The 19,013-nt window shown below is 68.0% G+C and carries 19 protein-coding genes; 12 read left to right on the plus strand and 7 right to left on the minus strand.

Annotated features, from left to right (window positions below):
• Window positions 1–81 precede the first annotated feature (81 nt).
• The gene (locus ACAM54_RS30025) at window positions 82–441 is read left to right on the plus strand and encodes a hypothetical protein (protein WP_369651315.1); all 360 of its coding nucleotides are present in this window, start codon (window positions 82–84) and stop codon (window positions 439–441) included.
• 61 nt (window positions 442–502) lie between these two features.
• On the plus strand, window positions 503–1,963 hold the full coding sequence (locus ACAM54_RS30030) for a diguanylate cyclase (protein WP_369651314.1): 1,461 nt from the start codon (window positions 503–505) through the stop codon (window positions 1,961–1,963).
• 25 nt (window positions 1,964–1,988) lie between these two features.
• Here the strand turns inward: ACAM54_RS30030 and ACAM54_RS30035 are convergent, their stop codons facing one another.
• Window positions 1,989–3,251: an MFS transporter gene (locus ACAM54_RS30035; RefSeq protein ID WP_145747068.1), complete on the minus strand. Its 1,263-nt coding sequence runs from the start codon at window positions 3,249–3,251 to the stop codon at window positions 1,989–1,991.
• Window positions 3,252–3,597: 346 nt separating this feature from the next.
• On the opposite strand from ACAM54_RS30035, the gene ACAM54_RS30040 reads away from it, so the two are divergent.
• Together ACAM54_RS30040 and ACAM54_RS30045 are read left to right on the plus strand one after the other, a co-directional pair.
• Window positions 3,598–3,984, plus strand: coding sequence for a tripartite tricarboxylate transporter TctB family protein (locus tag ACAM54_RS30040; RefSeq protein WP_209503064.1), 387 nt, complete (start codon window positions 3,598–3,600; stop codon window positions 3,982–3,984).
• Between the two features lie 10 nt (window positions 3,985–3,994).
• On the plus strand, window positions 3,995–5,515 hold the full coding sequence (locus ACAM54_RS30045; RefSeq protein ID WP_145747070.1) for a tripartite tricarboxylate transporter permease: 1,521 nt from the start codon (window positions 3,995–3,997) through the stop codon (window positions 5,513–5,515).
• 237 nt (window positions 5,516–5,752) lie between these two features.
• Here the strand turns inward: ACAM54_RS30045 and ACAM54_RS30050 are convergent, their stop codons facing one another.
• Window positions 5,753–6,778 (minus strand): helix-turn-helix domain-containing protein, encoded by a 1,026-nt coding sequence (locus ACAM54_RS30050; RefSeq protein ID WP_369651312.1) that lies wholly within the window; start codon window positions 6,776–6,778, stop codon window positions 5,753–5,755.
• Window positions 6,779–6,846: 68 nt separating this feature from the next.
• Here ACAM54_RS30050 and ACAM54_RS30055 point away from each other — a divergent pair, with 68 nt between their 5' ends.
• The 6 genes from ACAM54_RS30055 (at window position 6,847) to ACAM54_RS30080 (ending at window position 13,149) form a co-directional block, all read left to right on the plus strand.
• Complete coding sequence (locus ACAM54_RS30055) at window positions 6,847–7,560, plus strand: fumarylacetoacetate hydrolase family protein (RefSeq protein WP_369651311.1); 714 nt, start codon at window positions 6,847–6,849, stop codon at window positions 7,558–7,560.
• A gap of 25 nt (window positions 7,561–7,585) precedes the next feature.
• Complete coding sequence (locus tag ACAM54_RS30060; protein ID WP_369651310.1) at window positions 7,586–8,464, plus strand: polysaccharide deacetylase family protein; 879 nt, start codon at window positions 7,586–7,588, stop codon at window positions 8,462–8,464.
• 63 nt (window positions 8,465–8,527) lie between these two features.
• Window positions 8,528–9,778: an MFS transporter gene (locus tag ACAM54_RS30065; protein ID WP_369651309.1), complete on the plus strand. Its 1,251-nt coding sequence runs from the start codon at window positions 8,528–8,530 to the stop codon at window positions 9,776–9,778.
• On the plus strand, window positions 9,775–10,530 hold the full coding sequence (locus tag ACAM54_RS30070; RefSeq protein ID WP_369651308.1) for a sulfite exporter TauE/SafE family protein: 756 nt from the start codon (window positions 9,775–9,777) through the stop codon (window positions 10,528–10,530). The genes ACAM54_RS30065 and ACAM54_RS30070 overlap by 4 nt, the downstream gene beginning before the upstream one ends.
• A 77-nt stretch (window positions 10,531–10,607) precedes the next feature.
• On the plus strand, window positions 10,608–12,023 hold the full coding sequence (locus tag ACAM54_RS30075) for an amidohydrolase family protein (protein WP_369651307.1): 1,416 nt from the start codon (window positions 10,608–10,610) through the stop codon (window positions 12,021–12,023).
• Window positions 12,024–12,093: 70 nt separating this feature from the next.
• On the plus strand, window positions 12,094–13,149 hold the full coding sequence (locus ACAM54_RS30080; protein WP_369651306.1) for an RNA methyltransferase: 1,056 nt from the start codon (window positions 12,094–12,096) through the stop codon (window positions 13,147–13,149).
• Here the strand turns inward: ACAM54_RS30080 and ACAM54_RS30085 are convergent.
• Complete coding sequence (locus ACAM54_RS30085; RefSeq protein ID WP_369651305.1) at window positions 13,116–13,868, minus strand: alpha/beta fold hydrolase; 753 nt, start codon at window positions 13,866–13,868, stop codon at window positions 13,116–13,118. The two genes, ACAM54_RS30080 and ACAM54_RS30085, sit on opposite strands and share 34 nt — an antisense overlap.
• A gap of 81 nt (window positions 13,869–13,949) precedes the next feature.
• Window positions 13,950–14,339: a hypothetical protein gene (locus ACAM54_RS30090; protein WP_209536826.1), complete on the minus strand. Its 390-nt coding sequence runs from the start codon at window positions 14,337–14,339 to the stop codon at window positions 13,950–13,952.
• Between ACAM54_RS30090 and ACAM54_RS30095 the strand changes: the two genes are divergently transcribed.
• Both ACAM54_RS30095 and ACAM54_RS30100 read left to right on the plus strand, forming a co-directional pair.
• Window positions 14,338–14,607: a hypothetical protein gene (locus ACAM54_RS30095; protein WP_192325908.1), complete on the plus strand. Its 270-nt coding sequence runs from the start codon at window positions 14,338–14,340 to the stop codon at window positions 14,605–14,607. The two genes, ACAM54_RS30090 and ACAM54_RS30095, sit on opposite strands and share 2 nt — an antisense overlap.
• A complete protein-coding gene (locus ACAM54_RS30100; protein ID WP_192325906.1) occupies window positions 14,579–15,172 on the plus strand; it encodes a winged helix-turn-helix domain-containing protein in 594 nt (197 codons plus the stop codon). Before ACAM54_RS30095 ends, ACAM54_RS30100 begins: the two co-directional genes overlap by 29 nt.
• On the opposite strand, the gene ACAM54_RS30105 is transcribed toward ACAM54_RS30100, so the two are convergent.
• From ACAM54_RS30105 to ACAM54_RS30115, 3 genes are all read right to left on the minus strand, one after another.
• Window positions 15,124–16,896 carry an SMP-30/gluconolactonase/LRE family protein gene (locus tag ACAM54_RS30105; RefSeq protein WP_369651304.1) on the minus strand — a complete coding sequence of 591 codons (1,773 nt, stop codon included), beginning with the start codon at window positions 16,894–16,896 and terminating at the stop codon, window positions 15,124–15,126. The two genes, ACAM54_RS30100 and ACAM54_RS30105, sit on opposite strands and share 49 nt — an antisense overlap.
• A gap of 82 nt (window positions 16,897–16,978) precedes the next feature.
• Window positions 16,979–17,971, minus strand: a complete 993-nt coding sequence (locus ACAM54_RS30110) for a tripartite tricarboxylate transporter substrate binding protein (protein WP_192325904.1) — start codon at window positions 17,969–17,971, stop codon at window positions 16,979–16,981.
• Between the two features lie 23 nt (window positions 17,972–17,994).
• On the minus strand, window positions 17,995–18,993 hold the full coding sequence (locus ACAM54_RS30115; protein WP_369651303.1) for a Bug family tripartite tricarboxylate transporter substrate binding protein: 999 nt from the start codon (window positions 18,991–18,993) through the stop codon (window positions 17,995–17,997).
• Between the last annotated feature and the right edge of the window lie 20 nt (window positions 18,994–19,013).

Here is a 19,013-nt window from a genome sequence, read left to right on the forward strand (position 1 = left end):
ACGGACTGGGGCACAGGCGATTTTCGCCCGGCAGTGGGACGGGTTTGGCAGAATCCCGGCAACTTCACTTCCTCCACGAACATGCTGCGCTTCGTCCTCATGACTGCGTTGGGCCTCGCCACCGTGGATGGAGCGGCCGCTCAATCGGCGGAGCCGCGGCCGGCCGAAGCCGCTGCAGAAGCAGTGCCGGTGACCACGTATGCGCGCTTCGTCTCCGCCAGCCAGGAGGCCGACGGCAAGCTGTATGTCCGGCTGAAGCTGCTACCAAGGGCCAAGCTTCCTTTCACGGTCCAGAGATTCAGGGTGAGGGACCGGACGCTGTTGGCTGGCGTTGCGGAGGGTTCATGGGTGAGGTTCACCGCAAGGTACATCGACGGCGAGAACACGTTGACGTCCATCCGCATCACCGCCGAATGCAAGCGCTTCCAGGAATGCGGCTGAGGCTTCAGCCGGCCGGGGAGTGCATCATTGCGGGCACAATCCCGCGCACGAAGGAAAACCCATGCCCTCCTCCACCGACTACGAATCGCTGTTCGAGTTTGCGCCGATGTCGCTCTGGCTCGAGGACTACAGCGGGCTGCGCCAGCTGTTCGACGCCTGGCGCAGCGCCGGCGTCGTGGATCTGGTGGCCCACCTGAATGCCGAACCGCAGCGCGTGCGCGATTGCATGGCGCAGCTGAAGGTGCTGAGCGTCAACCAGAGCACGCTCACTCTCTTCGGTGCCCAGAGCCAGGCCGAGCTGCTGTCCCGGCTCGACAGCATCTTCCGTGACGACATGACCGCTCCCGTGATCCACGAGCTGGACCAGCTCTGGCGCGGCAATCTCGGCTTCGGCAACCAGACGGTCAACTATGCGCTGGACGGCCGCCGGCTCGACGTGCATGTGCGCGTGCAGGTGCTGCCCGGACACGAGGCGACGTGGGACCGCGTGCTGGTGTCGCTGGACGACATCACCGAGCGCGTGCAGGCCGAGCGGCTGCGCCTGGAGAGCGAGCGCTATGCGCGCGAGCTGTTCGAACGTTCGCCGGTGTCGTTGTGGGTGGAGGACTTCAGCGCGGTCAAGATCCTGCTCGATGACGTGCGCAGGCGCGGCATCAGCGACTTCACGACCTTCATCAAGGTGCACCCGGAGTTCATCACGCGCTGCATGCGCGAGATCCGCGTGATCGACGTCAACCGGGAGACCCTGCGCATGTTCGGCGCGGCCGACAAGGACGAGCTGCTGGAGAACATCTCGGACATCTTCCGCGACGAGATGCACGACTCCTTCGCCGAGCAGCTGCAGGACCTCTGGAACGGCAAGATGCTGCAGCAGCGGGAGGTCATCAACTACGCGCTGACGGGCGACCTGCTCAACATCCACATGCAGTTCGCCGTGCTCGAGGACCGGCTCGCCACCTGGGACCTCGTGCTGGTGTCGCTGATCGACATCACGGCCAGGAAGAAGGCCGAGGCCTACCTCGAATACCTGGGCAAGCACGACGTGCTGACGCAGCTGCGCAACCGCGCCTTCTTCTCGGAAGAGCTGAACCGGCTGTCGCGCAAGGGGCCGTGGCCGGTGTCGGTGCTGGTGATCGACATGAACGGCCTGAAGCCCGTCAACGACGAGGAAGGACACGCCGCCGGCGACGCGCTGCTGCGGCGCGTGGGCGAGGTGCTGAGCAAGGCGGTCGACGAGCCCGGCTGGCCCGCGCGCATCGGCGGCGACGAATTCGCGGTCGTGCTGCCGAAGACGGACGAGCGCGGGGCGGAGGCGATCCGCGACCGCATTGCCTCCATGCTCGATCTGAACAACCAGTTCTATGCGGGCCAGAGCGGCCGCTTGCTGAGCCTCGCGGTCGGCGTGGCGACCTGCGAGGCCGGCGACCTGCTCGATGCGGCGCTGCAGCGCGCAGACCGCGCGATGTACGAGGAAAAGGCGCGCCACTACCGCGACAGCGGGGCCGAGCGCCGGCGCGACTAGGGCGCGTCGCCGGCGATGCCGGTTTTCACTCCGCGTCGAGCCGGTCCCGCCGCATGGCGCGCCAGAGCGCGAGGTCGTAGCAGATCTTGAGCAGCCCGCAGGCGACGAGCGGCAGCGAGATCCATCCGGCCGCGAACAGCGCGCCGCTGAGCGTCGGGCTGATGGCCGCGGCCAGGCTGCGCGGCACGGCGGTGAAGCTCGCCGCGGCGCTGCGTTCGGGCGGCGTCACGACCGCCATCACGTAGGCCGTGCGCGTGGGCACGTCCATCGACGACAGCGCACTGCGCACCATCAGCAGGCCGAGCGCGATCGGCAGGCTCGGCGCCAGCGCGGCCAGCACCAGGCAGACATTGGCGGGCAGGTGCGTGAAGACCATGGTGTTGAGCAGGCCGATGCGCCGGGCCACCACGGGGGCGGCAAGCTGCGACGCAGCGCCGAGCAGGCCGGTCCAGAAGAAGAACACGCCGGCCTGGGTCAGCGAGAAGCCGAAGCGCTCCAGCAGCCACAGCGACATCAGCGCATTGACCATCAGTCCGCCGGCAAAGGCATCGACGCTGAAGAGCGCCGCCAGCCGCACCACCACGCGGCGCGACGGCCCGAGGGGTGCCGGTGCCACGGGTGCGCTGCCCGCCTCGTGGACGCCGGCGTGGTCGGGCAGCTTGCGGTAGAGCCAGAAGACGGCGAGCCCGATCGCGGCGTAGACCGCGAACATGCCGCGCAGCGCGTCGGGCCGCGCGAAGTGGCTGTGCCGAACCAGCCAGTCCGGCACGGCGGCCGCGAGCGCACCCATGGCCGCACACAAGGCACCCAGCAGGCTGTAGCGCGCGAACAGCGCGGTGCGGGCATGGCCTTGCGCCGCCGCCGCAAGGCGCGCGTGCTCGAGCGGAAGGAACACGCTGACGTCGCCGGAACTCGGATTGAGCGTGCCGACCAGCGCGACCACCAGCAGCGGCCAGAACGAGGACAGGCCCGCAAAGCCCAGCCCGGTGGCGGCCATCAGCAAGGCAGCGCCGCGCAGCAGCCGCCCGCCCGCGAAGCGGTAGCCCCAGGCGCCCACCGCGAGCGTGGCAAGGGCCGAGCCCAGCATGGTCGCCGTGCTGACGATGCCGACTTCCAGCGTGCCCAGGCCGATCGACAGCAGGTAGGCCGGCAGCAGCACCGCCATGTAGCCGTCGCCGAAGGCGCGCAGCCCCCGCGCGGCGAGCAAGGGCAGTGCATCGGCGCTGACGCCTGCGGGCAGCAGGCGCGCAAGTCCGGTGCGCGGCGAAGGCGATGGCGCCGCGCTCATGGGCGGGGCTCCATGGCGTGTGCGGGGGGTGTATCAGGCAGGGCGGTGTCCACGGATGGCTCCATCACGGGTTGCCAGCGCTTGGACGGGACACCGTCTGGTTGTGCAGGCCGGGAGGCTGTTTTCCCGGCAAGGGCATGCTAGCAGAGACCCCATCGCGGTACGTAGTTCCCCTCAGCTTCTCGTCAGATTGCGATCAGCTCGGCGCAAGACCATGTGACCGTCCGGAGTTCCATCCGGATGGAGACAAGCCCGGGCGGAGTCCACCTGCGCCGGTTGCGTTCGACAACCCTCAATACATCGGGAACGTATGAGAAACAGAAATCTTGTCAGGGGACTCTTCCTCATGGCAATCGCGCTGGCCTTCGGCCTCACGGCGCTTCGCTACCCCATCGGAGACCTGAGCCGCGCCGGCGCGGGTCTTTTCCCCGCCATGGTGAGCGGCCTGCTGCTGCTGATCGGCGTGTCGACCGTCGTGCGCTCGTTCTTGGTGGAGCCGGTGAAGCTGGACCTGCACTTCAAGAACATCGCGCTCATCCTCACGAGCCTGTGCGGCTTCGCGCTGATCTCGATGTACCTGAACATGATCGCGGGCATCGTCTTCATGGTGTTCTGCTCGGCCTTTGCCGGCAGCTCGAACTCCTGGGTGCGCAACCTCAAGATCTCGGCCGGACTGATCGCCATGGCGCTGGCGCTTCAGAAGCTCCTCGGCCTCAACCTGCCGCTGTTCTGAGGAGACGACGATGGAAGTCCTGAACAACCTGGCGTTCGGCTTTTCGCACGCCCTGACCTGGCACAACCTGATGTACTGCGCCATCGGCTGCACGGTGGGAACACTGGTCGGCCTGCTGCCCGGCCTGGGGCCGCTGGCCACCATCAGCCTGCTGCTGCCGCTGACCTATTCCATTCCCACCACCGGTGCGCTGATCATGCTGGCGGGCATCTACTACGGTGCGCAGTACGGCGACAGCGTGAGCGCGATCACGATGAAGATCCCGCATGCGAGCAGCATCGTGGCCTGCATCGACGGCTACGCGATGACGCTCAAGGGCAAGACCGGCCTGGCGCTGTTCACGGCCGGCTTCTCCAGCTTCATCGGCGGCACGGTCTCGATCCTGGTGCTGTCGTTCCTTGCGCCCGTGCTGGGCGAGGTCGCCTTCCTGTTCGGCCCGGCGGACTACGTCGCGATGATGCTGGTGGGCTTCGTGTGCGTGAGCTTCGTCACCACCGGCAGCCTGCTGAACGGCCTGGCGATGTGCATGATCGGCGTGCTGCTCGGCACCATCGGCACCGACGTGAACAGCGGCATGGCGCGCTTCACCATGGACATGCCCTTCCTGACCGACGGCGTGGGCATCGTGAGCATCGCGCTCGGCTGCTTCGGCATTGCCGAGATCACCAAGAACCTCGACTCCCGCGAGGAACGCTCGCCCTTCAACGGCAAGATCAACCTCATTCCGACCTGGGCCGAGTTCAAGCGGATCATCCCCAGCGCGCTGCGCGGCAGCGTGGTCGGCTCGTTCCTGGGCATCCTGCCCGGCGGCGGCCCCACCATCGCGCAGTTCGCGGCCTACGCGCTGGACAAGAAGGTCAGCAAGTACAAGCACGAGATCGGCACCGGCTGCATCGAGGGCGTGGCCGGCCAGGCCGCAGCCGACGAAGCGGCGGCGCGCACGAGCTTCATCCCGCTGATGAGCATCGGCATTCCCGAGAACGCCGTGATGGCGCTGATGCTGGCGGCCTTCATCATCAAGGGCATCCAGCCCGGGCCGAACATGATCGCGAGCCATCCGGAGCTGTTCTGGGGCCTGGTGGCCAGCATGTGGATCGGCAACGTGTTCCTGCTGGTGCTGAACGTGCCGCTGGTGCGCTACTGGCTGTCGGTGTTCAAGATTCCGTACAGCGTGCTGTTCCCGTCGATCCTGTTCTTCTGCTGCATCGGCACCTACAGCGTCAACAACAACCTGGACGATGTGTTCATCACCGCCGCGTTCGGCTTCATGGGCTACATGTTCATGCGGCTCGAGCTCGACGCCGCGCCGCTGATGCTCGGCTTCATCCTCGGGCCGATGCTCGAGGAGAACTTCCGCCGCGCGATGCTGCTGAGCCGCGGAAGCTTCGGCACTTTCGTGTCGCGTCCCATCAGCGGCACCTTGCTGAGCCTGATCGGCGTCTTCGTCGTGTGGCAGGTGGTTTCGTTCGTGCTGCAGGCCCGAAAGAAGGTCGCCGTTGCGCCGCCCATGGCGCTGGAGCCGCAAGAGTAGCAACCAAAGACGCGGCCATCCGGTCCTCCATCGACGGGGCCGCGCGAATGGAGTGCATCCATGCATGCAGCAACGATCCACTGCGAGCGCGCGCTCATCGGCCTTGGCTTCGCCCGCCTGAGCTGCCCGGGCTCAACCTGCCGCCCGGACTCGCGGACCTCCTGGACCGTACCGAGGTGACCAGCTCGAGGGCCGTGCCCGGCAAGAGGCGCGCCACTGCCGCGACAGAGGTCGCGATCACGCATCCCAAGTCCGGGCTCCCTCCCGCTGGAAGCGGCGCCTGTAGGCTGAAGGCGTGGAGCCCGTGATCTGCCGGAAACGCCGCGCAAAGTGCGTGGGCTCGCCGAAGCCGGTGCTTTCCCCGATTTCAGCGGCCGAGGCCGAGGTAAAGGCCAGCAGCGTCTTCGCCCGCTCGATCCGCCGTTCGGTCACGAGCTCCAGGAAAGTCTTGCCGGTTTCGCTCTTCAGGAGATGGGACAGGTGGGTTGCCGACACATGGCTGGCCCGCGCCGCATCGGCCAGGGTCAGTTCCTGCGCGAGGTTCTGTGTGATGTGGCGGATGCAGCGCAGCACGGCCTGCTTGTACGACTGCAGCGCCATCCCCTGGGCTTCGCAGAGCCGAAACTCTTCCCCGTAGCGCCGCCACACCATGCCGATCAGGTTGAGAAGATGGCTGCGGATCAGCAAGTGGCTTGCGGTTGCTTCGCCTGGGGGCCGCTGCGCCTCCTGCGCCATGCGTTCGCACAGGTCTTGCAGGTGCTGGGTATCGGCGGCGTCGAAACGGAAATCCAGGCAATGCTGGAAGCGGAATGGCGCGAGTTCGGGCGCACGCGAAAGCGGCACTTCCGACAGCTCGAAGACGTCGAGGTCCAGCGACGGCAGCAGATAGTCCTTGCTGATGTTGATGACGTGGAACACGCCATCGGCCGCGTTGGGGATGTAGTGGGCCAGGAACGGCAGCACGAAGCTCACCGTGCCGGGTCTGATGGGCCGCTGGCTGCCGCCGATGTAGTGCAGTGTCTCGCCCCGGGTGTTGACGTAGATCTGGAAATACTCGTGCCGGTGCGGAACCGGGTTCGGCAGGCAGTTGCTCTGGTCGTGGATGCCGAAGTAGGCGCGCTGTGCCCGCGCGGCCATCGTGTAGTTGCGGATGGCAGGGGCACAGCGAGTGGGCAGCGGATCGTCGGAAAGGGTGGCTGTTTGCATGAGAGGGGCCGGATGCAGGATCGCAAGGATTGCACATCTTTGCGCAAGCCTGTGCATTGAGGCGGGTGAAGGTAGTTTCTAGACTCTAGTTCCTCCCATTCCAACCTTCCATAGAGAAGAACCTCATGCCACTCAACACCACGATCGACGTCGCGCAAGCGGCCGAAGCCCTGCAGGTCTCCCCCATCTCCATCGGCATCGTCGGCAGCGATCGGCGCTTTCCCGTGCGGCGCGTGTATTGCGTGGGACGCAACTACCTGGCCCACATCCGGGAGATGAAGGAGGGCGACGAGCGCGACCCGCCGTTCTTCTTCCAGAAGCCCGCCGACGCCGTGGTGACGGACGGGCGCGTGCCCTATCCGACGCTCACGGACGACTTCCAGTTCGAATTCGAGCTTGTCGTCGCCATGGGCAGCGAGGCTTCGAACGTGGCGCCCGAGACCGCGCTGGACCATGTCTTCGGCTATGCCGCCGGACTCGACATGACGCGGCGCGACCGCCAGCGCGAGTGCAACAAGCGCGGCCTGCCGTGGGAGCAGGGCAAGTCGTTCGACCATTCGGCGCCCTGCGGGCCCATCCATCCCGTGGCGCAGGTCGGCCACGTCCGTTCGGGGGCGCTGAGCCTCGCGGTGAACGGCACCGTGCGGCAGGACTCGGTGCTCGAGAAGATGATCTGGAACGTTCACGAGATCGTCAGCGAGCTGTCGAAGCAGTACCGGCTGCTGCCCGGCGATCTGATCTTCACGGGCACCCCCGAAGGCGTCGGCCCGGTTCAGCGCGGCGACCGGCTCACAGGCCGCATCGAAGGACTCGACGCCTTGCAGGTCGAGATTGTCTGAACACCCGAAAGCCGCAGGAGACACCATGAAGCCACTCGAACGCATCTCGTACTCGCCCATTTCGGAGCGTCCCGCGCTCAAGCTGCCGGACGGCAAGCGCCTGGCCGTCTGGCTCATCGTCAACGTCGAGGAATGGGACATCAACGAGGCCATGCCTCGCACCGTGCTCACGCCCCCGGCCGGCGGTTCGCCGATGCCCGACATCCCGAACTGGGCCTGGCACGAGTACGGCAACCGCGTCGGCTTCTGGCGCATGCTGGAGGTGATCGACGGACTGGGAATCGGCGCGACGCTCGCCATCAACGGTTCGGCGATCGCAGCCTACGAGCCCATCGCCAAGGCGGCAATGGCGCGCCAGTGGGAGTTCATCGGCCACGGCTTCGGGCAGCGGAATATGCAGAAGGTGCCCGACGAGGTCGAGGATATCGCGAAGACGACCGAGGCCATCCGCGCATACACCGGCAAGCGGCCGCGCGGCTGGCTGGGCCCGGGGCTGACCGAGACGTGGAACACGCCCGACATCCTGGCGGAACAGGGCTACGAATACGTGTGCGACTGGGTGCTGGACGACCAGCCCGTGCAGCTGAAGACACGCAATGGCGGTGCCATCGTGAACGTGCCCTACACGCAGGAGTGCAACGACGTGGCGATGATGCTGATCCAGCACCACAAGGCCAGCGAATATCGCGACCGTGCCATCGACCAGTTCGAGCAGCTCCATGCCGACGCGAAGAACTCGGCCCGCGTGATGGCACTGGTGGTGCACCCGTACATCATGGGCGCGCCGCACCGCCTGCGCTACTTCCGCGAGGCGCTGGCACACATCCGGGCGCACGACGACGTCGCTTTCCTCACGGGCGAGCAGATCCTCGACTGGTACAGCGCGGCACGCACCGCGGCGTAAATCACCCGCCGCACCGCCGGCGCACCCGAACAAATTTCTCGCTCGACGAGAAGGAGACAAACCGTGCATACCTCAACCTCGGCCATCCCGCTGGCCGGCGATGCGCGCAGCGAAGCGCCCGTCACCGCGCTGGAGATCGGCATGTTCCTGCTGCTGCTCGCCTCGTATGCGCTCAACGCGATGGACCGGCAGATCTTTCCGCTCATCGCCGCGGATGTCCGCAAGGAGTTCGGCTTCGGCCTGGCCGACACCGGCCTGCTGTCGACCATCTTCACGCTCGGCATGGCCGTGGCCGGCGTGCCGACCGGCTACCTGCTGGCCCGCCTGTCGCGCAAGACCGTGCTGCAGGTGGGCATCGCGATCTTCTCGCTCGGCACCTTGCTGACCGCCTACTCGCAGGGCTTTGCCGACATGATCGTCTACCGGGCCACCACCGGCATCGGCGAGGCGATGCAGCTGACGGTGGTGATCGCCATCGCGGCGAGCTATTTCGCGCGGTTCCGCTCGACGGCAGTGGGGGCGATCAACTTCTCCTTCGGCATCGGGGCGATCGTGGGGCCGCTGCTCGGCGGCCACCTGATCGGCATCGAGCGCGATTGGCGCCTGCCGCTCGTGGTGTTCGGCGTGGCAGGCTTCGGTGCCATGGCACTGATCGCGGTGGCCGTGAGCAAGCGCATGACAGAGAACGCCTCGGCCGCGGATGCGCGTGGCGGCCTGAGCGGCGCCGCGACGATGTGGAACCGCAACACGATCCTGCTGACCGCCATGAGTGTCATCGGGGGGCTGTGCATCTACGGCTACCTCGGCATGTATCCGACCTTCCTGCGGGAACATCTGCACTACACGCCCTCGGACACCGGCCGCGTGATGAGCATCTTCGGGTTCGGCGTGTTCGCTTCGATCTTTGGCGGCTGGCTCGGGGACCGCTTCCACCCCAAGCTCGTGCTGTCGCTGAGTTTCGCGGGCACCGGCCTGCTGGGCTTCTTGCTGTTCTCCGGACCGGCGGGCATGCTGGTCCAGTCGGCGTTGTCCTTCGCGTGGGGCTTCGTGGTGAGCGGCGTGCTGTACGTGAACCTGGCGGGCTACCACATCAAGTCCGTTCGCGCCTCTCTCACGAACCGTGCCACCGGAGTGTTCGTCACCACGCTGTACGGCGCGGGCGCTTTCGCAGGCTTCATCATCGGTGGCATTGCTGCGCGATTCGGCTGGAGCGTTGCCGGGCTCGTGCAGATCACGCTGCTGGCGGCCGTCGGGGTGGTGCTCACGACGCTGTTGCGCACCGATCGCATGTCGCTGCCCGTGCGCAAGCCGTGACGGCGCTGGAGTGGGTGCTGCTCGGCGGCGCGGCGACGTTGGCCGGCGCGCTCAACGCCGTGGCGGGCGGCGGCAGCTTCCTGACCTTGCCTGCGCTGGCGATGGTGGGTGTGCCGCTGGTGTCGGCCAACGCAACCGGGACCGCGGCGCTGCTGCCTGGCTACCTGGCCGGCGCCTGGGCGCTGCGAAGGGAGCTGTCCGGGCCGATTGCGCCCTCGCTTCCCCGGCTGGGTGTGCTGTCGGTGCTGGGAGGCGCGGCCGGCGCCGCACTGCTGCTGTCGACCTCGAACCGCGCCTTCGGCCGCATCGTTCCGTGGCTGCTGCTGGCCGCGACGCTGCTCTTTGCCCTTGGACCCGGGCTGCTGCGCCGGAAGGCCGATGCGCCGGCGTTCCGGCAACAGTGGATCGTGGACGCAGCCATCGTCTCGGTCGGCATCTACGGCGGCTACTTCAACGGCGGCCTCGGCATCCTGCTGCTGGCGGTCCTCGGTGCGCTGGGACAGACGGACATGAACCGCATGAACGGCATCAAGAACTTCGTCTCCGCCGTCCTGACGCTGATCGCCGTTGCCATCTACGCGGCCAGCGGCGCGATCGTGTGGACGCACGCGCTGTGGATGGCCGTCGGCGCCGCGGTCGGCGGGTACGCCGGAGGCGCCACGGTGCGGCGGCTGAAGCCGACCGTCGTGCGCGGTTTCATCGTGCTGACAGGGCTGGCCATGACCGCCGCCTTCCTTCGCAGCACGTACTGAGCGGGCTTCAATTCTTCACTTCCAAGGGCCAAGGCATGAAAGCAACCAAGAGAGATTTCACCCGGATCGTCGGCGCCATGGCGCTGGCCGCAACCGGCGCGCCTGCGCTGATCCGCTCGGCCTCGGCCCGGCCTGCGGGAACCGGCGGGCCGCCCCGCATCCGGCGCGGCAGCTACCTGATCAGGAACGGCGCCGTCATCACGGTCGACCGGGCCCGGGGCGTGCTGCCGCGCGCCGACGTGCTGGTGCGCGATGGCGTGATCGAGAAGATCGGGCGGGGACTGAGCGCGCCCGGGGCGGAGACCATCGATGCCACCGACATGATCGTCATGCCGGGCTTCGTCAATTCCCACTATCACATGTGGAGCGCCATCGGCCGCAGCTTCACCGCAAGCGATGGCGGCTTCTCGTATTACCCCGCCAAGAACGCGACCTCGATCCTGTATACGCCCGACGACTTCTACAACAGCGTGATGCTGGGCTGCGCCGAACTGGCGAACGGCGGCACCACCACCGTGCACAACTGGTCGCACAACACACGTTCCCCGGCCCACGCCGATGCCGAACTGCGTGCGCACCAGCGCTCGCTGGTGCGGGCCCGCTACGCCTATGGCCACATCGACAAGATGCCCGCCGACGAGGTCAACCGCTACGGCGATCTGGCCCGCATACGGCGCGAGTGGTTCGGCGAGCGCCCGCATTTCGATGGACTGGTGCACCTGGGGCTGAATCTGCGCGGCCCACAGCAAAGCACCGACGCTGTCTTCCACGAAGAGATGAAGTTCGCCAAGGCCAGCGGGCTGCCCGTCGCGATCCACGCGCCGCAGGAGGCACCGAACAACGTCGATGCGGTCGACTACGAACGGCGCGACTACCTGGGCCCGGATTTCATGATCGCCCACTACGTGCCCGCCACCGCGGCCGACCTGGCCGCGATGGCGCGCACGAAGACGCCGCTGTCCTTCGCGACGCACTCGGAGCTTCGGCTCAGCAGCACCGGCGATGCACGCGCCGCACTGTTCGCGATGCGCGAAGCGGGCCTGACGCTTTCGCTATCGAGCGACGCCACGTCCATCGCGCCGCCGGACATGTTCGAAATGATGCGCTTCACCTGGAACCTCGGGGTGCCATGGACGGGGACGCCGAGCGAAAAGGCGAAGGCTGTCGGCGTGCAGGAGGTGATCGAGATGGCGACGATCAACGGAGCCGTTGCCATGGGGCTGGGCGATGTCACCGGGTCGATCACCGAAGGCAAGCGTGCCGACATCATCCTGGTGCGGACCAGGGATCTCAACATGTGGCCGATCGGCAATATCGAGACGGCGGTCGTGCAAGGCGGCAGCGCCAGCAATGTCGATACCGTGCTGGTCGACGGGCGCATCCTGAAAAGAAACGGCCGCCTCCTCGCCTATGACGTCCCGGATATCCTTCGGCGCGCTCATCGATCGGCAACCCGGATTCGCAACGTGGCGGGCGAGACCTTGACGTTCTGAGGTCCGAGCCGGGAGGCGCGCGAGGCAGCGGGTGCGCACGCCGCGACTGCCGTGCACAATCTGCCGCAGCATGCGAATCCACGAACTGAAACAACGACTGCGGGAAGCCGGCGCGGGCCCCAGCCACGAGCAGCGCATCCTGCGGCTGTGGTCCCATGCGCTGCCGCGCAACAGCGGCAGGCGCCTGCCGGCGAGCTTCTTTCCTTCGTCGCTGCTGGCGGCCCTGCCATCGATCGAAGCGGAGCTTGCGGGGCTGGCGCGCATCCACGCGGTGCATCCCGGCGCCGATGGGTCCGAGCGGCTGCTCGTCGCGCTGGCCGACGGCCAGACGGTGGAGAGCGTGCTGCTGCCGCGCGACGGGCTGTGCGTCTCGTCGCAGGTGGGCTGCGCGGTCGGATGCCGGTTCTGCATGACGGGACGCGACGGGTTGCTGCGCCAGGTGGGCAGCGCCGAGATCATTGCCCAGGTCGCCCTCGCGCGCATGCGCCGGCCGGTGCGCAAGGTGGTGTTCATGGGCATGGGCGAGCCGGCCCACAACCTGGACAACGTGATGGAGGCGATCGAGCTGCTCGGCACGGTGGGCAACATCGGCCACAAGAACCTCGTGTTCTCCACGGTGGGCGATCCGCGCGCGTTCGAGCGGCTGCAGCAGGCGCGCGTCAAGCCCGCGCTGGCGCTCTCCTTGCACACCACCAAGGCCGACCTGCGCAAGAAGCTCCTTCCGCGCGCGCCGAACATGACGCCCGAGGAACTGGTCGGCGCGGGCGAGCGCTACGCCCGGGCCAGCGGCTACCCGATCCAGTACCAGTGGACGCTGCTGGAAGGCGTCAACGACGGGCCGGAGGAAATCGAGGGCATCGTGAGGCTGCTCTGCGGCAAGTTCAGCGTGCTGAACATGATTCCCTTCAACGCCGTGGAAGGCGTGGCCTTCAGCCGCCCCTCGCTGGAGCGCTGCGAGCAGATGGCGCGCACGCTGCACCAGCGCGGCGTCCTGACGAAGCTGCGCCATTCGGCCGGCCAGGATGTCGACGGCGGGTGCGGCCAGCTGCGGGCGCGCGCAGCCGAGGCAAGGGTGGTGCCAATTCGGTTCGCTCAGCTGAGCGAGGCCACCCAATTCCAAACCTGAGCGGGCGCTTCGACCATCACGTTGTGGCCGTGCGGCCCGAGCTCGCGCGCATCGGGGTCGATCTCGCGGGTCTGCGCCATCGTGACCAGCGCGTCGTGCTGCCCTCGGGCGAGATGGACAGGGCAGCGCGCGAGCGCCGCCAGTTCGGGCACCGGCGGCTTGCCCACGGCATGGGCCCGGGGATCCATCGCAAGACGCCAGCCGTCGTCGTCGCGCGCGATGCCCCGCGCAGCGACGGCTGCCGCCGCATCCGCGATTCCGGCAAGGCCGCAGACCTTGAGGTACCTGTCCCACGCTTCTTCTTCCGTGGCGAATTTCCTGGCCGGCTGCGACGCCAGCGCCTCCATGCGGCGCAGCTCTTCGTCGCTCCACGCGAGCTTGATGCCGGCTGCGAACACCCGGTGCGGCGCGACGCCGAACCAGCCCGTGGCCAGCGCGAGCGCAATCACCCCGCCGAGTGAATGCCCGAGCACCATGAGACGGCCCTCGGGATGGAGGTGCGGCAACGCGGCGCGCGCCACGCCGGCGGCGTACTGGCCCATGGCATAGGCGTCCTGCCGGTCGGACCGGCCGTGGCCAGGCAGGTCGAGCACGAGCCAGCGGCCGCGCCAGCGGGCACCGGCCTCGGCGCACATGGGCGACCACACCGCGCCCGTGGCGCCCATGCCGTGCAGCATCAGGAGCAGGTCCGGGCCCTCGCCGCCTTGTTCGATGTACATGTTCATTGCCTCCGTCGCATCTGCGACGGCGCAAGAATACTTGCCCCTGAAGGCTTTGCGTGCGGCGCCGGATACCTTCGGCTACTCGAACGCAATCTCTGCAACAAGTGGCGAGTCGGGCTCCTTGCCCAGCGCATTGGCGAGCGTGCTGCCCTGGCGGAACCAATAGCGGCAGCCGGTTCGAGTGAGCATCGTGACGCACATCAAGCCGTCGGACTGGATCACCCATGTTCCCGAGGCCCTGCCCGGACCGCTCCTGTTGACGAACTCGACACGGCCGTCAGGCCGGAAGATCCAGTGCGACACCATGCCCGTCGACAGGTTCCTCGACTCGATGCTCTTGTCGATGAGCACGCTCTCGATCTCGGCCTTGCCCAGATAGACGCGCTCCTCGGCTGCAGTCACGTGAGCGATCGGCGGGAAGAGCGCCATCGCGCTGAAGAACATCGAGCAGAAGATTCGGACTTGCATGATTCGCTCCATCGAGCGCATAGGTACCCATGCGGCGAACTCCCTGGCCTGTGGCGAATGCCACCCATCCACGATAGGCGAAGCCAGCGGATTCTTCATGATCGAACTGCGAAGATGTGGCGATGATTTCGCGAAGAGAAAAGTCTTCATGACCTTCCGGAGCGAAGCAAACAGGAACAAAATCTCCGAGCGGTTCGCTGTGTTCAATGCCACTGCCGGCAATCTCGAGAGATGCGTTTATGTACGAGCGGCAACCACCAGCCAATGAGCAAGATCTGCCCGCACCTGCAAGCTCGCGGGACCGCGCCGGAGTCGCGGCAGCCGTTCAGTTCGCGGACTTCCAGTTCGATTTCGAACGCGGCCAGCTGCGGCAGGGTGGCACGCTGATACCGCTCAGCCCCAAGCCCGATGCGCTGCTGCGCTTCTTCCTCGCCCATCCCCAGCGCCTCATCAGCAAGACGGAGCTGATGGACAGCCTGTGGCCGGACGTGGTGGTCACGCACGACTCGCTCGTGCATTGCATCGGCGAACTGCGCAGCCGCCTGGGCGATCACGGCGCGACACTGATTGCGACATCTCCGCGGCGTGGCTACATGTTCGACGCCGAAGTCCTGCCCGTGAAGTTCGATCGCGCGGATCCGCCCGCCCACCGACCGGAAGCAGCCGCGGCGCCGGTGCAGCGCAACGGGTGGCTTGCGGTCGCCGCACCGCTGTGCGTCAGTGCGGTCGGCATTGCGGTGGCGATCTACATGGCTTCGGCGCCACGGCGCGCAAGGCGCGCGCCTCAGCCGGCGAAGGCCGCCTCGGGCAAGCCCCGCGCATCCGGCAGCTGAATGGCGAACAGCGAGCCGGACAGCGGCGCCGTTGCCAGCTGCTCCTCGCTGAGCCGCAGCGACGCGCTCGTGACAAACAGCGTGTCCAGGTTGTCGCCGCCGAAGCAGCAGCTGGTGGGACGCGGAACCGGCACGCGCAGGCGCTGCATGAGCTGGCCTTCCGGCGAGAAGCGCGCGATCTGCCAGGCGTCCCAGAGAGCGACCCACAGGCAGCCCTGGTCGTCGACCGTCAGGCCGTCGGGCTTGCCGTCGGAGGCTGCGATGGTGATCAGCGGGCGCCGGTTGCCAACGGTACCGCCAGCGAGGTCGAAGTCGTAGCGGTAGATGGTCTGGCGGTACGTGTCGGTGACGTACATGGTCTTGTTGTCGGGGCTCCAGCCAATGCCGTTGGGCACCGTGAAACCGGTGTCGACCTGCTTCCAGCTGCCGTTCGCCTCGATGCAGAACAGGTGGCCCCGGTTGGCCGCCGCGGCCATGTCCATCGAACCGACCCACAGGCGGCCGCGCCGATCGCACTTGCCGTCGTTGTAGCGCACATTGGTGCGGCCCGCCTCAGGGTGGCAGAAGGCCGTCAGCCGCCGCGTGGAGAGATCGAGGGCCATGACCCCTCCTGGCGTTGCCACCAGCAGACCACCGCTGGCCTTGGGCACGACCAGGCTTGCCATGGTTCCGAGCGGCGTCTCGGTGTCCGCGCCCGTCGCGGCGTCGTAGCGGTGCACCGAGGGCGTGAGGATGTCGACCCAGTAGAGCGCATTGTCGCGAGGCGACCACACCGGTCCTTCGCCCAGCAGCGAACGCACTTCGCTCACGCAGCGCACCTCGACGGGCAAGGTGGTTTCGGGCGGCGCCTGGGTTGCAAGGGACACGGCCTTGCCCGCGGCGCTGTGGGTGATGCTGCGCGAGGCGCCCATCAGCGCGGACGACAGGGCATGGGCGCGCGCGGCGTCCAGCCGGCTCGCATCGGTGGCGATGGCGACGGCGCCGATCGGGCGGCCTTCGTAGTCGAAGATCGGCGCGGCCACCGCCGCGCGATCGGATGCGCGCTCGCCCTGCTCGATGGCATAGCCGCGCGCGCGCACCAGGTCGAATTCGGCATGCAGTTCGGCCGGCGCCACGATCGTGCGCGGCGTGAAGCGCTCGAGATCGAGCGCCTGGACCAGCCGCCGCTGGCCCGAGGGATCGAGGTTCGCCGCAATCGCCTTGCCCGCCGCCGACGCATGCACCGGCAGGCGCTGCCCGACGGCGGAGCGCGCGCCCGGGGCCTCGGCCCCGGGTTCGCTGGCAAGGATGACCACGCAGGTGCCGTCGAGCACCGTGAGCTCCACGGTCTCGCCCAGCGCGTCGCGCAGCCGCGCGAGTTCGTCCTGCGCCGCCACGCGCAGGTCGAACTCGCTCCATACGTCGTGCGCCAGCTCGAGCAGGCGCAGCCCGAGCTGGAAGGTCTTGTCGTAGGCGTTGTGCCGCAGCAGCCCTTCGCGCACCAGCGTCGCCAGGATGCGGTGCAGCGTGGCCTTGGGCAGGTCGCAGGCGCGCAGCAGTTCGGTGAAGGTCATCGGGCTGCGGCGCGCCGAGACGATGTTCAGCAGATGCATCGCCTTCTCCAGCACGCCCAGGCCCGAAGCCGAAGGCTTGGCGGCGTCGGAGGCCTGGTGCTTCGTTTCGGTTGCCGGAGGGTGGGCTGCGCTGTCTCGCCGGGAGACGGCTCCGGTGGTGCGACGTGTCATGAATGCGTGGAGAAGGGTTCCAGAGGCGGAACGTGCGCCGGATTCTAGTTCGGGCCTGCTGCGCGCCAGCCGCCGGCCCGGCTCATTCGAGCCTGATGCCGCGGCTGCGCACCACGTCCGCCCAGCGCGCCGTTTCGCTGCGCACATACGCGCGCAGCTGTGCGGGCGTCGACGCTGCCGGCGTGACGCCGAAGCCGGCGAAGCGCTCGCGCACCGCCGGCGTGTCCATGGCTTCGCGCAGCAGCTTTTCGAGCCGCTCCACGCCCGCCGCGGGCACGTTGCGGCCCGCAAAGAGTGCGGCCCAGCCGGCGATGACGAACTCCTCGCCGAGCGAGCGCAGCACCGGCACGCCGGGCAGGTTCGGCAGGGGCTGCGCCGAGGTGACGGCCACCGCGCGCAGGCGGCCGGCCTGGACCAGCGGCAGCGCGACCGGCAGATTCATCACGCCCACGGAGACGGTGCCCGCCGCGACATCGGGGATCAGCACGCTGTCGCCCTTGTAGGGCACCGGCAGCAGGCGCGTGCCGAGCTTGCGGTTGAGCAGCTCGGTGGCCAGGTGCGAGAGCGTGCCGACGCCGCTGTTGCCGGCGCTCAGCTCGCCCGCGCGGCCGCGGGCCACAAGGTCGTCGAGGCTGCGCACGGGCGAGCCGGCGCCCACGGCCAGCACCAGCGGCTGCGTCGAAATCATGCCCACCGGCTGCAGGTCCCGCTGCACGTCGTAGCCCAGGTCGCTGCGCAGTGCCGGCAGGATGGTCATGGTGGTGCTGCCCATCAGCAGCATGTGGTCGTCGCTGCTCGCGGCCACCATCGCGGTGCCGGTGATGCCGCCCGCGCCCGGGCGGTTGTCGACCACCAGCGGCTGGCCGATGCGCGGTGCGATCAGTTCGGCCAGGATGCGCACGGAGCCGTTGCCCGCGCCGCCCGGCGCAAACGGAACGATCACGGTGACGGGCCGCGTGGGCCACGGCGCCTGCGCGCGGGCGGGCACGGGCCAGAGCGACGGCGCCGCCGATGCGGCCAGCAGGCCGAGCAGGGCGCGGCGCGAAAGCGCAAAAGCAGTTGCCGAAGCTCGCATGGCCTGGTCCCGGTTCCGGCGGCTCATTCGGCCTTGATGCCCGCGTCGGCCGCGAGCTTCCTGTAGAAGGCGGCTTCATCGCGCAGGCTCTTCGCGAACTCCGCGGGACTCGAGCCCACGCGCACCACGCCGCGCTCGCGCAGCTGGGCCTCGGTGCCGGGCAGGCGCAGGAACGCCTGGATCTCGGCCGCGAGCTTGTCGACGATGGCCGGCGGCGTGCCGGCCGGTGCCATGACGCCATGCCAGGGATTCATCTCGAAGCCCTTCACGAACTCGGCGATGGGCGGCAGCTCGGGCGCGAAGAACACCCGTTGTGCGGTCGAGACGCCAAGCGCACGCAGCTTGCCCGATTGCACCTGCGGCCAGGAGGTGGCGGCCGCATCCATGGCGGCATCGATCTGTCCGCCGAGCAGGTCGGTCAGCATGGGCGCAGAGCCCTTGTAGCCGACATGGACCATCGAGGTGCCGGTTTTCTGCATGAAGAGTTCCATGCCCACGTGCAGCGCCGAGCCTGCGCCGGAAGAGCCGTAGCTGAGCTGTCCCGGGTGCGCCTTGAGGTACGCGAGGAACTCGGGCAGCGTACGCGCCGGCACCTTCTGCGGATTCACCACCAGGATCAGCGGCGTGATGCCCACCATCGTGACCGCCGCGAAGTCCTTCACCGGATCGTAGGGGAAGGCCTCGGGCCGCACGGCGGGATTGATGGCGTTGGCCGCGACATTGCCCATGCCGATGGTGTAGCCGTCCGGCGCGGCCTTGGCGACCACCGCCATCCCCACGCTCGAACCGGCGCCGGGCTTGTTGTCGACCACCACGGGCTGGCCCCATCGGGTCTGCAGGTGCGTGGCGATCATGCGCGCCATGGCGTCGGCGGCGCCGCCGGCCGGCACCGGCACGATGAACTTGATCGGCCTGGACGGATACGCCGCCGGGGCAGGCTGCGCCTGCGCGCTGCCGAAAGCGGGAAGCAGCGCGCAGGCGAGTGCGAGGCGCAGCACGGTTCTCTTGTCTTTGTGGAACATGATCTTTGTCTCCTTGGATT

The sequence above is a fragment of the Variovorax sp. V93 genome, assembly GCF_041154485.1.
GTDB classification, from domain to species: domain Bacteria; phylum Pseudomonadota; class Gammaproteobacteria; order Burkholderiales; family Burkholderiaceae_C; genus Variovorax; species Variovorax beijingensis_A.